This is a genomic window from Bacillus sp. CH_70 (genome assembly GCF_038007045.1).
In the GTDB taxonomy this organism is placed as follows: domain Bacteria; phylum Bacillota; class Bacilli; order Bacillales; family Bacillaceae_G; genus Bacillus_A; species Bacillus_A cereus.
The window spans coordinates 4,475,143-4,488,837 of the sequence record NZ_JBBOWL010000001.1 but is presented as its reverse complement, the minus strand read 5'-3'; the positions used below and the strand labels follow the sequence as shown (position 1 = coordinate 4,488,837).

The window sequence follows — 13,695 nt, the reverse complement described above, 5'->3', positions numbered from 1 at the left end:
GCTAAAGGTGCTTGCTTCTTTTTTTTGTTTTTGTTGAAATATATTTAATGGTACACTATTAATAGTTCAAACTAAATAACTAGATTGTTGAAAGTAGGTTTTAAGTAATGAAGAAAATGGCATTATCCTTCGCAGTCGTAAGTTTATTACTGGGAGCTTGTAGTAACAATAGTAATACGATTAGTAAGAAGGATGAAGTTATACAAAAAGATACAAAAGAAAAAAGTATGATTCCGAGAACTGCTGTTTCTAAAGATTATTATAGAACTGTTATTCCTTTAAAAGAACAAAAGGTTATTAATACAGCTAATATAAAAACAAATTCTAAATTAGATTTAGCAGAGTATGAAAATGGTTTAATAAATATTGCAACGCAGCAATTTGATACAGAGAGCCACGTACTGCAATTAAATCAGTATATTCCAGAGAAACTAGTTGATGAACTAGTTGCGAAAGTAGAAGCGCCAGTTTTGACGAATATTATAGAACAAGACTATTTTGGAAAACAGAATTCAAATGAATTAAGTTTATCTGGTGTTATGATTGGCTTAGCTATGTCTTCAAGTGTATCGAATGAAGAAGCTATGTCTAAAGGGTCTGAAGTTGCTAAACAACTTATTGAAGCTATTAACAAAAATGATAAATATAACAAATCTCCAATTACGTTTGCTATCTTTAAGCAAGAAAGTACAAGTTCTTTAAAAAATGGTACGTATATTGCTAGTGCTACTGTTCAAAAGAATGATACGAACCTTGGAAATTGGAGTACAATTGATGAAAAGTCGTATTCATATCCTTCTGATGAATTTACACAAGCACATGGAGAAGATAATACAAAAATAACTAACTTTGCTAAGGAAATAAAAGGTTTTTCTACTGGAGATTTTATTCCAGTCAACGCAAAAGTTTCTTATAAGAAAGATCAAATGGATACATTAAATATGAATATTGTTATTAAATATAACGGTAAAACAGAATTAATGGCTCTTACCCAATTGGCTGCGCAAGGTATGTTGGACAAATTGCCTAAAGATGCGAAAGTCCAATTACAGATCAAGTCCGAGAGTAAAATTGAGGCCGTTATTATAAAAGAGAAAAACAGTGATAAACCGTTTGTTTCCTTCTTGTAAAAAAGACAGTATGTAAACTGTCTTTTTTTTATTTTAAATGAAAATATACAATGTTTTTTGATGATAATTCATTGCTGTATATCGTGTGACAATCGTATATGTATCAACTATAATAAGTTATCTTAAAAAAGTAATATATAGGAATTTGAAAGATGTGGCTTTTTTATGGCATCACAACAATTAGGTCGTTTACGTTCTGAAATTGATCAACTTAATTTACAAATATTAGAGTTATTAAACGAAAGAGGTCGTCTCGTACAAGAAGTTGGTACTTTAAAAGAAGTATAAGGTGTGAAACGTTTTGATCCTGTACGTGAAAGAAATATGCTGGATTTAATTGTAGAGAATAATAATGGTCCATTTGAAACTTCGACTTTACAACATATTTTCAAACAAATTTTTTAAGTTGGTTTAGAGTTACAAGAAGAGGATTATCGTAAAGCACTACTTGTGTCTTGTAAGAAAAAATAGAAGATACGATTGTTGAAATTAATGCGTGGTGGTGCTTTCAAGCCACATACTTCACCGTATGATTTTCAAGGTCTTGGATTAGCAGGATTACAAATTTTAAATCCAAATGATATTGAGATGTCATTAGATTACGTTGATGTTATTCAAATTGGCACTCACAATATGCAAAACTTTGATTTGCTAAGGGCAGCTCGTGCTGTAAATAAACCAGTATTATTAAAACGTGGTCTATCAGCAACGATTGAAGAATTCATTAATGCGGCAGAATATATGATGGCAAAGGGAAATGGGAACATTATTTTATGTGAACGAGGTATTCGCACGTATGAAAGAGTGACGCGTAAGACGCTTGATATTTCCGCTGTACCGATTTTAAAGAAAGAAACACATTTACCTGTTGTTGTCGATGTAACGCATTCTACAGGGCGACGTGACCTTCTCTTATCAACTGCAAAAGCAGCGATGGCAATTGGTGCAGACGCAATTATGGCTGAAGTACATCCAAATCCCGCTGTAGCTTTATCAGATTAGGCGCAGCAAATGAATATTCCGCAGTTCAATGATTTTATGAATGAATTAAAATCATTTGGAAGTAAATGATAAAAACTTTTAATGAGCTGTTCCAATAAGGCGTTTTGGGGCATCTGTATAGAGACTGTCATTGTCGATTTTTGTTGGTAAGTTGATATATTTAAAAAATCGCTGATATAATTAGAGTTGTGGTAGATATATTTGGAAAATCGCTGATATATTTCGAGTTACGGTTCATATATTCGAAAAATCGTCGATATAAATTTCATTTACTATCGTACTGCTTAAAATAAGATTTCTACTTAGGAAACATCTATTTTTTTACAAAAAATGCTCTTTTTTCATAAAAAATACGAAAATACGAGAAAAGAAGCGAATTTTTTCGAAACTTTTGCGGGAAAATATTGTATGAGCCTGCGTTTTTATCGTATCATTAGTAAAAGGAAGAACTCGGGACGATTGGTGGCATCTGCAAATAGAGTTGATGTCTTTTTTTCATTCAAGTAACCGATACATAAAAATAGATAACAAAAATAGAAGGAGTGTGCGATGAGATGAACGTAACAATCTATGATGTAGCGCGCGAAGCGAACGTTTCAATGGCTACCGTATCACGCGTTGTGAACGGTAACCCAAATGTAAAGCCTACAACAAGAAAGAAAGTATTAGAAGCAATTGATCGTTTAGGGTACCGCCCAAATGCGGTAGCACGTGGACTAGCAAGTAAGAAGACAACTACAGTAGGTGTTATTATTCCTGATATCTCAAATACGTTTTATGCAGAACTTGCACGTGGAATTGAAGATATCGCAACAATGTACAAATATAACATCATTTTAAGTAACTCTGACCAAAACAAAGAGAAAGAGTTCCATTTATTAAATACGATGCTTGGAAAGCAAGTGGACGGAATTGTTTTCATGGGTGAAGATATTACAGACATTCACATTGAAGAATTTAAAAAATCTCCAGTACCAATTGTATTAGCAGCGTCATTCGATGAGCAAAATGAAACGCCATCAGTAAATATAGATTATACACAAGCAGCTTACGATGCAATGAAGCACTTTATTGAGCAAGGACATAAGCGTATCGGTTTCGTCTCTGGTCCATTCATTGATAAAGCGGGAAGCGCGAAGAAGTTACAAGGTTATAAAAAAGCTTTAGAAGAAGAAGGTATTTCATATGATGAAAATCTTGTAATCGATGGAGATTACACATATGACTCAGGTATCGAAGCATTCGAAAAGCTTTGGAGCAATGATGAAAAGCCAACAGCAATCTTCGTATCGTCTGATGAAATGGCACTAGGTGTAATCCATGCAGCACAAGACGCTGGATTAAACGTACCAACTGACGTAGAAGTACTTGGTTTCGATAATACACGCCTTGCATTAATGGTTCGTCCGCAACTTTCAACAGTTGTACAACCGATGTATGATATCGGTGCAGTAGCAATGCGTCTATTAACAAAGTATATGAACAAAGAAAAAGTGGAAGATCACACTGTTATCTTACCTCACCGTATCCAATTTAGAGATTCAACGAAGTAAGTATAAAAAAGCTCACAGCGATTGCTGTGAGCTTTTATTCATATTCAGGATAATATTTTTCAATTACTGTATCTACAGTTTCATTTTTCTTAACGTGTAAAAATCTTGCGTACAATTCTTTTCCAGTTTCAAATGGGGTATCGTCTAATTCAAACACATGCAACACTTTTCGGAACGTCCATGTGATTTGCTCATCATACATATTATCGTATGTGTGCTCCGATTGTATAGCTATCTTTTCACCTAGTTCATGAGCTTCTTCTAAACTGTTTGCCTTAACAAGAATAATACTTTCTTCAAAAAGTGTATCGTGATTCTCTTCATAATGCTCATCAATTTTCGTAGGATCAGGCTCACCAGTATGAACAGACTCAAACAATAATTTTACAGCGTACACATTATGCTGCATGTTTCACTTTATAAATAATACTTGCGACAAGCGAAGCAGGTATTGTAAATACGTTACTTTGATAATGGTAATGTACTTGGGATTCTTCATAAGACATGTTGTCATATAGTTCGTTTTGTGAGACATTCATTTTTTTCTGTTTTTCTTTGAGCATTTTAATGTAGTTGTACTGTATTGGGACGAGAATGATGAAATAAGCTAATACGATTAGTGAAATCCAAATCATTATGAACACTCCCTTACAAAGAATATTTGTATATGGTAATTATATCAATTTATATGAAAAATATCCATATTTTCCTAGTGGTCAATTTCTTTTCCAAAATGCAAAAAGTTCTTCAGCGCTTCGTAAATTATGTTCAAGGCATGTTTGGGCAGTGCGTTTTAAAACTTTGTATTAACTGTTCAAATCTAGAAGGGTCATATTGTTTCACATGGCCAGTAATAATGGTTTCATCTTTGTCTAAGTCAATTGTAATTTAATCGAATCACTCTACTTGTTTAAAATATCCTACAATATCATCTTCCAATTGAAATTCTCCCTAGTTTATAGCTTATTTAGAAGATTTCTCTATAAATTGTATGATTCCTTGTTATATGTCACATAAGTGCAAATTTACCTATTATAGGGCAATGTCATGTATAATAGAAAGAAAAGGCTTGTGAGGGGGGAGAAGAGATGATCGTTCTTTGGATAATTACGCTTTGTATGACTGCTATTTTTGCATATATGACGTTAAAACAAAATGGCTTAAAGCGATTTGTTCCAGGAAGTATTCTTGCAGGAATTGCCCTTATCACGTATGTAATTTCTATTTTTATTGAAAGTGTATCAGTAGATATGAGCACAAGTTTAATGTTTATTGGTATTACACTATTTGCAGGTAGCATTATGGTACTTATGGTTGCTGGTATTATTTTATTTATTCATATGAATTCGGAAACGTTATAGCATATAGAAAAGGCATGTCCCTTGGGACATGCCTTTTTATCCGTTCAATTATGCTCTATCTTTAGAAGAATTTTGTTGCTTTAATAAGTCGCGAATTTCGCCAAGAAGAACTTCTTCTTTTGTTGGTTCTGGAATTTCTTCCTCTTTTTCGTCTTCTTTTTTAGATGTTAGTTTGTTGAAAACTTTAATAAACATAAAGATAGAAGCTGCGATAATTAAGAAATCAAAAATTGTTTGGATGAAGTTACCATACATAATAGATGATTTACCGAATGTAATTTTTAAATCTGTAAAGTCAACGCCACCTAATACCATACCAAGTAATGGTGTGATGATATCTTTTACTAAAGAACTAACGATTTTACCGAATGCAGCACCGATTACAACCCCGACAGCTAAATCGATTACATTACCTTTGAATGCGAATTTTTTAAACTCGTTCCACATGTGTTAATCCCATCCTTTCCACGATTCATTATGAAATTTATAATTCCTATCAACATATTCTATAGAAATTTACGAGAGAAATAAAGAGGAAATGGGAATGAAAGTAAATTCTGAAAAATGTATCCGTTTTAATTTTTGTTTACATCATCTAGTAAAGATTGTAGCATTTGCTGCGTTTTTAATCCTTCTAATCCATCTACAACAGGCTTTGTATCCCCGTGTACACATTCAATAAAATGATGAACAGCATCTTCAAAACCACGTTGTTTTAACGTCGTATCCCATGATGGGGAACCACTTTGTGAAACTGAGTTTTCCTGTTCAATTTCAAATGTATTCATATTTTTTACGCGAATGATTTTCCCTGGCGTTACAAGTTCAATTTGTTCTAAATTTGTACCGGCATGGCGATGCATTGCAGTAGAAAGTAACAGTCCACTTGGAGTTGTATATGTATGATGTCCGTAAAGAAGTTCATTCTTTTCATTGATTTGCATCATATTGTGAACGACGTTAAGGTCATTATTAGCTAACCAGCGAGCTGTATCTACAATGTGTAAATAATCATCTAACATAGTGAAATCGTACGTATATGGCCCGACTTTATTTGTGCGATGCTTTTCAATTCGAATCCATGAAATATCATTAGCCTGTTCTTTGGCAGCGACATACATAGGAACGAATCTGCGATTAAATCCGACCATTAATTTTCGGTTATATTTCTCGCTCAACTCGACTAGTTGCTCAGCTTGTTCCACTGTAGCTGCTAGCGGCTTATCAACATAAACGTCGATCCCTTTTTTCAGAAGTTCAGAAACGATTTCATAATGTGATGCAGTTGAACTATGCACGAAGATTGCATCGCATTCCGAAGCTAACATTTCAATAGAATGAAAGTCTTGAATCCGGTATTGCTGGCAAACTTGTTTTCTTTTTTCTGCGTTAGGTGTAAACGCCCCTACAAAATTCCAATCAGTTTCTTTTGTAAGTGTTGGAAGATAGGCCTTTTGCGCAATACTTCCAAGTCCAATCATCCCAATTTTAGGTTTGTTCATTTTTATTCCCACCCTATTAATATTAATGTAACGGCTTAAATGTAGCATAGGGTGGGGGAGGAAGGCAAAAATTAGCTTTTTACTTACGTCCTTCTAACAAAATCTTCTCTATCTCTTCAAAGTGATGAGCGCGAGCATGCTCTAACGGGGTAACACCATCATGGTCTGGAATATTTACATCTGCACCGTGCTCAATAAGAAGGCGAATGACTTGTTGCTGTGTTTCGTTTCCGTTATTTAGTACGATGGCTTCCATTAAAGCTGTCCATCCGAGGTTATTTACATGATTTACATCAATATTTGTTCGAGTGAGGAGTTCTTTTATAACTTCAATATAGCCATGTTCTGAGGCTGGGATAAGAGCTGTTCCACCGTAACGATTTGTAATCGTAGGATCTGCACCAGCATCAATTGTTAGCTTTAAAATGTCTAAGTAACCTTCCGCACCGGCGTATAGAAAGGGATTGTTTTTCATGTCATCTTGGATATTTACATCAGCACCAGATTCGATAAGCGCTTTTGCGGTTTTTACATCATTTTTGTATGTAGCAATCATAAGCGGAGTGCGTCCTTGATTATCCGTCGCATTTATATTTGCGCCTTGTTTTAGTAAAGATATAACAGTATTCGTTTCATTTTTTTCAGTAGCTGCTAGTAGTGCAGTCTCCATGTTTGTCATCTCCTTTTTTACTTCTTGTTCTTGCGAGCATCCTTGTAAAAAAATTACGCAACATATCATACTGAATGTTTTTTTGAACATGGAATTTCAACCTCCTAATTTCAACTGTAAAATAGGAACATTAAATTTTTATAAACTGACGCTAAAATTACTATAAAATCGCTTGAGTATTTGAACATATATTTTTATGCTTATGAATATGAAGGATGGGTAAAGTGAGGATGTAAATGATGTCTATTAAAACAAGGTTTTTATTTTCTTATATTGCTGTAATTCTCGTTTCTATTACGCTCATATTAGTCGCGGGATTTTTAATTGTTTTTTCGATAACAGGTGACTTGGAAGCAGTGAAAAATTTCTATAAAAGTTCTTACATTCAAAAGCCGCTTACATCAGAAGAAGAGAATGCCTATCTTGAATTAAAATTAGCGGCAAAGCAACATCAATCTCAATTATTAGATGAATCGTTCGTTTCATCAATTGAAAAAGAAGGCGTGAAAATAATTGTAAGAAAGGGAGAAAACATTTCTTATGCTACAAAGGGTTTTGAAAGTTCGACTTTAACAGAAGCCCTTCCGAAATTTGAAGCAGCAAATATTAATAGTCGTGGTACAACGGAACTAGGTGATACATTTTATCGATATGTAAAATTTGATTTTTATTTTGCAGAGAAAGAAGAAGGGAGTATATTTGTACTAAAAAAGCAAAGTTCATTTGTAGATCTTACACAAAAATTATTTCCAATCTTATTCGTATCGCTTTTACTATTAGCTATTTTACTTATTGGGTTATTAAGTTATCTCGTTTCAAGAAGTGTAATAAAACCAATTTTTGTATTGAAAGGCGCAACAGAGAAAATTAAAGAAGGAAATTTAGATTTTCAAATGCCAGTTACATCGCACGATGAAATAGGTCAATTAAATCAAGGATTTGAGGAAATGAGGAAGAAATTAAAAGAATCGATTGAAGTACAAACGCAGTATGAAGAAAATCGAAAAGAACTTATTTCAAACATATCGCATGATTTAAAAACACCGATTACATCTATTATCGGATATGTAGAGGGAATAAAGGACGGGGTAGCAAATACGCCAGAAAAAATGGATAAGTATTTAACGACAATTCATACGAAGGCAAAACATATGGACACACTCATTGATGAACTCTTTTTGTTTTCAAAGCTCGATTTGAATCGAGTTCCATTCCAATTTGAGACAGTTGAATTAAATACGTTTATGCAAGAATTAATAGAAGAGATGCAGATGGATTTAAGTGAAGAAGGTATAGAAGTTAATTTACAATTACATTCATCGCCATTATATGTAACGGCTGATTGCGAAAAGATAAATAGAGTTATATCAAATTTAATTCATAATAGTGTGAAGTACATGGATAAAGAAGAGAAGAAAATTACTGTAACAGTATCGAGTGATAACAATAAAGTTATTGTGAAAGTGATGGACAATGGATCAGGTATAGAATCTGATACGCTACCGTATATCTTTGAACGTTTTTATCGTGCAGAACAATCGCGAAATTCTAGCACAGGTGGAAGTGGGCTTGGTTTAGCAATAGCGAAGCAAATTATTGAAGAACATGGCGGGGAAATTTGGGCGGAAAGCGAGCTTGGTAAAGGCACAAGCATTTTCTTCTCATTGGAAAAAGTAGAGGAATGTGGTGAGTAAATTGAAAAGAATTTTACTAATAGAAGATGAAGTAAGTATTGCAGAATTACAGCGAGATTATTTAGAAATTAATGATTTCCAAGTTGATGTAGAGCATTCAGGAGAAACAGGTTTACAAATAGCACTGCAAGAAGAATATGATTTAATTATTTTAGATATTATGCTCCCGAAAATGAACGGATTCGAAATTTGTAAACAAATACGTGCTGTAAAAGATATTCCGATTCTACTTGTTTCAGCAAAAAAAGAAGATATAGATAAAATTCGCGGACTCGGATTAGGAGCGGATGATTATATAACGAAACCGTTTAGTCCAAGCGAATTAGTTGCAAGAGTAAAAGCACATATTGCCCGTTATGAAAGATTATCAGGAAATGTAAGTAAGCAACGTGATACGTTATATATTCACGGAATTTCTATCGATCAACGAGCGAGGAAAGTTTTTATAAACAATGAAGAAGTGGCATTTACAACGAAGGAATTTGATTTATTAACATTCTTTGTAACACATCCAAACCAAGTATTAAATAAAGAACAGTTATTTGAACGCATTTGGGGATTAGATTCCGCTGGTGATTTAGCCACTGTTGTCGTCCACATTAGAAAGCTACGTGAAAAAATTGAAAGAGATCCTGCCCACCCGCAATATATTGAAACAGTATGGGGAGCTGGTTATCGTTTTAATGTGTAGGGAACCTGCCGAGTAATTGGCAGGTTTTTTGTATGTTATTCGAATGAAAAGGAAGGAATAGGTAATTTATGTTAAAATGTAAAGAGAAACAAAACAGAGGAGAGCATGGGGAGCGTGCTATATGTTGGGGGATATATTAAAAGATAATAAATCAAACAAGGCTTTAAAGAGTGGAACTAATATCGTACTTATCTTATTGATTATTGGTGCAATACAAATGTTTTATGATGAAGATTCTACGAATGATCATTTTGGTTGGTTCTTTTTTGCGATCTTTTGGGTAATTAAAAGCATTTCTAGCTCTAAGGTAAGTTTAAAAGATAGAGATAAAAAGTCGGTATTACTTGATGTGGGTTTAGTTGTTATTTCTTGTATTTTTTTAGTTGTTTTTAGTGTGAAATATTTCTTTTGAAAAAAGCTCATAGTCTTATAGAGGCTGTGAGCTTTTTGTTGGAAAATTAGCTTGCGACCTTAACATACTATTTTAGAGTTCCTTGTTGCAATGATTTATAAAATGTTTAAGTAGTAGAAGTAAACTGAGTAGCCTCTTCTAAAAAAGGATAATGGTTGCTGTTTTCAAATGGAATGAAGATAGAATTACGTATCCCATCATGCATCTCGATAGAATACTGAATTGGGCACTGTACATCATATCTTCCGCATATAATAAGTGTCTTTGTTTGGATGGAAGGTAAATACTCTCTTAAATCAAATGAAGGATATTCATTGGCGAAAGCGTTCATCCGGCTAACGGACATTGTTTTTTTGATTGGTTTACAAAAATAAGAGTTGTAGTTTTCTGGTTTATACAATGATAATTTTGTTCTCTTAGTAGATAGTTCTTTCCGTTCTTCACTTGTAAGGTGAGGGATTTTTAAGTTTTCGATGAGCTCTTGCATATAATGAAAGTGTGAATGTTCGGGATGATAAATGCAAAATGGTGTTTCGGTATAGTTACTTGCTGCAGCTCCTGCTACGACTAATGATTGTAAGGGATTTGGATATGTAATCGCATATAAAAGTCCAAGCATACCACCTGTTGAATGACCAGCGAAATGCCATGTTGGAAGTTGTAATACTTCTCGTATTGCTTCTAAGTCGTGGATTGTTTCAACCATGCTTAATTCGTTTTCTGACTGGGCGGTTACAGAGCGACCAGTATCTCGTAAATTAATGAGAAATACACGATGCGTAGCAGTAAAAACATCTGCAAAGTAATCACCAGTTTCATTAAATTGTGAATAGTGATGTGTAATACAAAGCGATTCGCCATCTCCTTTTGTAAAGAGTTCAAATGTACCACGTTTCGTGTGGATCATTTGTCGTTTCCACATAATTTTCTCATAAAAGTTGGGCCAGGCTGTTATGAAATGAAAATATATCAGCGATTATTAAAATATATCGACTTACCGACAGAAACCGACAATAAATAAAAGGAGGCTATTCAAAAACGAGCCTCCTTTTCGTTTAGTACAAAGATTTTGTCATATTATTCCGAATAATTTCAAGGGATTTCGCTACAGTTAATGCATTTTTTTCTTCAATTTCTGGTTTACGGGGGATAGGTTTATACATGTTGTCTGGATCTTCCCATGTGAGGGGAAGTTCTGTTTCTGCTTGTCCTTTCCAAGCTTCAATCCATTCTGGAGGGAGATAACCTGAGATGTTTTGGATGTTGTTCATTTCGAGCCAAATGAGCGCCCATGCTCTTGGTACGACACGCCAATGGTCATAGCCGCCACCGCCGACAGCGATCCAGCGACCTTCGCAATATTCATTAGCAATTTCACGAGCGAGTTTCGGTATTTCGCGGTAAATATTCATTGTCGCACAAAGGTGTGTAAGTGGGTCGTAGTAATGTGCATCAGCACCATTTTGCGTTAAAATAATATCCGGTTTAAAGTATGCTGCAACTTCTTTTACAACAGTTCGATATGATTCTAAGAACGATTCATCTTCTGTAAAAGCATCGAGTGGAACGTTAAAAGAATAACTATAACCATTACCTTGTCCGCGTTCGTTTACAGCGCCAGTTCCAGGGAATAAATAGCGACCAGTTTCATGTAATGAAATGGTGCATACGTTAGGGTCATCATAAAATGACCACTGTACACCATCACCGTGATGAGCGTCTGTATCAATATATAGGACGCGTAAACCGTATTTCTTCTGAATATACTTCATTGCGATAGAACTGTCGTTATAAATACAAAAGCCAGATGCTTTACCACGGAAGCCATGATGTAAGCCGCCTCCTAAGTTAAGCGCGTGTTTTACTTTTCCGGAAAGAACAGCATCGACAGCTGTTAATGTACCACCAACGAGCAATGCGCTTGCTTCGTGCATATTTGGAAACATCGGTGTATCTTCTGTTCCAAGTCCATATGTCATCGCAATTGATTTTTCTAAATTTCCTTCTCCAGCACGTTTTACCGCATTTATGTACTCCTCTGTATGAACGTAGGCAATCTCTTCATCTGTAGCCATCCGTGGTGAGATGATTTGAGAGGGAGAGATGAAACCGCCCTTTTGTAATAAATCATACGTAAGTGTGACGCGCAGTTGGTTAAAAGGATGATCAGGGCTAAATGAATAGCCCCGAAAGTCATCCGAATAAATAAAAGCGCTACTCATGCTTGCATCCCCATGATGTTTGGCCATAATACGCGGTAGCCTTCTGCTTCAAGTGCATCAATCACTTTTAGAGGATTCATCGTTTGAATGCGGAAAACGAGTACTTTATCATTCTCGTCTTTTGCTGGATAGACGAGAACGCTCACGATATTTATTTGTAAATCACTAAAAATAGCAACGACTTTTCCAAGAATACCAGGTTCGTTTTTTACTTGAATTTCAATTTGCGAACTCGGTTGATGTGCTCCTGTTAATTTTACTAACGTGTGTAATACTGTAGATTCAGAAATGATTCCAACTAACTTCCCGGCCTTTGTAACAGGAAGGCAGCCAATTTTATTTTCAAAAAATAAAGTAGCAATTTCCTCAACGAAATCGAGAGGGTGGCAAGTCATTACAGGATGTTTCATAATAAGTTCAAGCGGTTGCTGTAGCATATCGAGTGAAACTTGTTCATCTAGAATAGACGGACTTGCATCTCTTACATCCCGATCAGAAATAATGCCTACGACGTGATTATTTTGATCGACAATTGGAATGTGCCGAATGCCTTTCGTGCGAATCGTTCGGATTGCTGTTTCGATTGTATCGTTTGGATGTAGTGTAACTACATTTTGATTCATAATTTCTTCTACAATCATTCCAGTTGCCCCCTTTATTAATACATAAAACGATTGTGAAAACGTAGACGATCAAAAGCTTGAATAGAATCCGTATCAACGCGTTTACCGATGCGGACCATTAAACAGTTGGCGGGATGTGAACAAATTTCAGGATCGTCTGTAGCCATCCATTGTAACCCGCCGGCATTCATCATCTTTTCCATTACTTTTCGGTATTCCCACACATTCAATCCTGTTTGTTTCAAATCCCAGTGCCAATAATATTCAGTCGTCAATATAATGTAATCTTCCATATAATCGTCCATCATAGAAACCTCTAGTAAGTTCTTTCCGACAGAACTCCCGCGGAAGGCTGGGACTACTTCTATTGCCCCAAGCTCAATTAAGTTTTCCATTTTTCCTTCTGACCATCGTTCAAGTGGATCAGGATATAAATATGTAACATATCCAACAATCATTTGGTCATGTCTAGCAATAATGAGTCGAGCTTCTGGTAATTTAGAAATTTCGACAATTGCTTTATATTGCTGTTCAGCAGGACGAAATGCAACTAAATCTGGATGAAATTCATACATTTCAAGATTATGTGTAGAGACAGGACCTTCAATAATTAAAGTGCCTTTCGCTGTTTTTAAGTTTCTAGCATTGTATATTTTTTTATGAATCAATGTATTGCTCACCACCTTGAGGGTTTGTGAATCTATTAATATCGTACTTTATAATATATGCGATGTGAATCGAATTTTGTCATTAAAAATTTGTCTAAAAATCAACAAATATACTGAAAATTTTAAATAATATCATTATAATAGATAATAGAATACATAGGAGGGGG

The 13,695-nt window shown here is 34.8% G+C and carries 15 protein-coding genes and 1 pseudogene; 7 read left to right on the top strand and 9 right to left on the bottom strand.

The features are described 5' to 3' along the window. Positions 1–107: 107 nt before the first annotated feature. The 3 genes and pseudogenes from N2V79_RS22950 to ccpA all read left to right on the top strand — a co-directional run bounded on the left by N2V79_RS22950 (position 108) and on the right by ccpA (position 3,685). Positions 108–1,130 (top strand): CamS family sex pheromone protein, encoded by a 1,023-nt coding sequence (locus tag N2V79_RS22950; RefSeq protein WP_000738029.1) that lies wholly within the window; start codon positions 108–110, stop codon positions 1,128–1,130. 165 nt (positions 1,131–1,295) lie between these two features. After that, a pseudogene (locus tag N2V79_RS22945) lies at positions 1,296–2,201 on the top strand (bifunctional 3-deoxy-7-phosphoheptulonate synthase/chorismate mutase). Positions 2,202–2,686: 485 nt separating this feature from the next. Further along, positions 2,687–3,685 carry a catabolite control protein A gene (gene ccpA, locus N2V79_RS22940; protein WP_001103303.1) on the top strand — a complete coding sequence of 333 codons (999 nt, stop codon included), beginning with the start codon at positions 2,687–2,689 and terminating at the stop codon, positions 3,683–3,685. A 34-nt stretch (positions 3,686–3,719) separates the two neighbouring features. On the opposite strand, the gene N2V79_RS22935 is transcribed toward ccpA, so the two are convergent. Together N2V79_RS22935 and N2V79_RS22930 are read right to left on the bottom strand one after the other, a co-directional pair. Next, positions 3,720–4,082, bottom strand: a complete 363-nt coding sequence (locus N2V79_RS22935) for a DUF4288 domain-containing protein (protein ID WP_053565471.1) — start codon at positions 4,080–4,082, stop codon at positions 3,720–3,722. 1 nt (position 4,083) lies between these two features. Then, positions 4,084–4,320, bottom strand: coding sequence for a DUF3949 domain-containing protein (locus N2V79_RS22930; protein WP_000637899.1), 237 nt, complete (start codon positions 4,318–4,320; stop codon positions 4,084–4,086). Positions 4,321–4,773: 453 nt separating this feature from the next. Here N2V79_RS22930 and N2V79_RS22925 point away from each other — a divergent pair, with 453 nt between their 5' ends. Continuing rightward, positions 4,774–5,046: a DUF3917 domain-containing protein gene (locus tag N2V79_RS22925; protein ID WP_000636589.1), complete on the top strand. Its 273-nt coding sequence runs from the start codon at positions 4,774–4,776 to the stop codon at positions 5,044–5,046. A gap of 48 nt (positions 5,047–5,094) precedes the next feature. Here the strand turns inward: N2V79_RS22925 and mscL are convergent, their stop codons facing one another. The 3 genes from mscL to N2V79_RS22910 form a co-directional block, all read right to left on the bottom strand. Beyond that, complete coding sequence (gene mscL, locus N2V79_RS22920) at positions 5,095–5,493, bottom strand: large-conductance mechanosensitive channel protein MscL (RefSeq protein ID WP_340720234.1); 399 nt, start codon at positions 5,491–5,493, stop codon at positions 5,095–5,097. A gap of 128 nt (positions 5,494–5,621) precedes the next feature. Then, positions 5,622–6,548: a Gfo/Idh/MocA family protein gene (locus N2V79_RS22915; RefSeq protein WP_023523189.1), complete on the bottom strand. Its 927-nt coding sequence runs from the start codon at positions 6,546–6,548 to the stop codon at positions 5,622–5,624. A gap of 79 nt (positions 6,549–6,627) precedes the next feature. Then, entirely contained in the window at positions 6,628–7,308 is a 681-nt protein-coding gene (locus tag N2V79_RS22910) for an ankyrin repeat domain-containing protein (protein ID WP_053563542.1), read from the bottom strand. Positions 7,309–7,457: 149 nt separating this feature from the next. On the opposite strand from N2V79_RS22910, the gene N2V79_RS22905 reads away from it, so the two are divergent. The 3 genes from N2V79_RS22905 to N2V79_RS22895 all read left to right on the top strand — a co-directional run bounded on the left by N2V79_RS22905 (position 7,458) and on the right by N2V79_RS22895 (position 10,015). Beyond that, positions 7,458–8,912 (top strand): HAMP domain-containing sensor histidine kinase, encoded by a 1,455-nt coding sequence (locus N2V79_RS22905; protein WP_069356311.1) that lies wholly within the window; start codon positions 7,458–7,460, stop codon positions 8,910–8,912. A gap of 1 nt (position 8,913) precedes the next feature. Then, a complete protein-coding gene (locus tag N2V79_RS22900) occupies positions 8,914–9,603 on the top strand; it encodes a response regulator transcription factor (protein ID WP_003271808.1) in 690 nt (229 codons plus the stop codon). 121 nt (positions 9,604–9,724) lie between these two features. Further along, the gene (locus N2V79_RS22895; protein ID WP_340720233.1) at positions 9,725–10,015 is read left to right on the top strand and encodes a hypothetical protein; all 291 of its coding nucleotides are present in this window, start codon (positions 9,725–9,727) and stop codon (positions 10,013–10,015) included. A 106-nt stretch (positions 10,016–10,121) separates the two neighbouring features. Here the strand turns inward: N2V79_RS22895 and N2V79_RS22890 are convergent, their stop codons facing one another. From N2V79_RS22890 to acuA, 4 genes are all read right to left on the bottom strand, one after another. After that, positions 10,122–10,937 (bottom strand): alpha/beta fold hydrolase, encoded by an 816-nt coding sequence (locus N2V79_RS22890; protein WP_340720232.1) that lies wholly within the window; start codon positions 10,935–10,937, stop codon positions 10,122–10,124. A 133-nt stretch (positions 10,938–11,070) separates the two neighbouring features. After that, positions 11,071–12,237, bottom strand: coding sequence for an acetoin utilization protein AcuC (acuC, locus tag N2V79_RS22885; RefSeq protein WP_078400677.1), 1,167 nt, complete (start codon positions 12,235–12,237; stop codon positions 11,071–11,073). Beyond that, complete coding sequence (locus N2V79_RS22880; protein ID WP_000634583.1) at positions 12,234–12,878, bottom strand: acetoin utilization AcuB family protein; 645 nt, start codon at positions 12,876–12,878, stop codon at positions 12,234–12,236. The genes acuC and N2V79_RS22880 overlap by 4 nt, the downstream gene beginning before the upstream one ends. 17 nt (positions 12,879–12,895) lie before the next feature. Further along, positions 12,896–13,528: an acetoin utilization protein acetyltransferase AcuA gene (gene acuA / locus N2V79_RS22875; protein WP_000581393.1), complete on the bottom strand. Its 633-nt coding sequence runs from the start codon at positions 13,526–13,528 to the stop codon at positions 12,896–12,898. Positions 13,529–13,695: the final 167 nt, after the last annotated feature.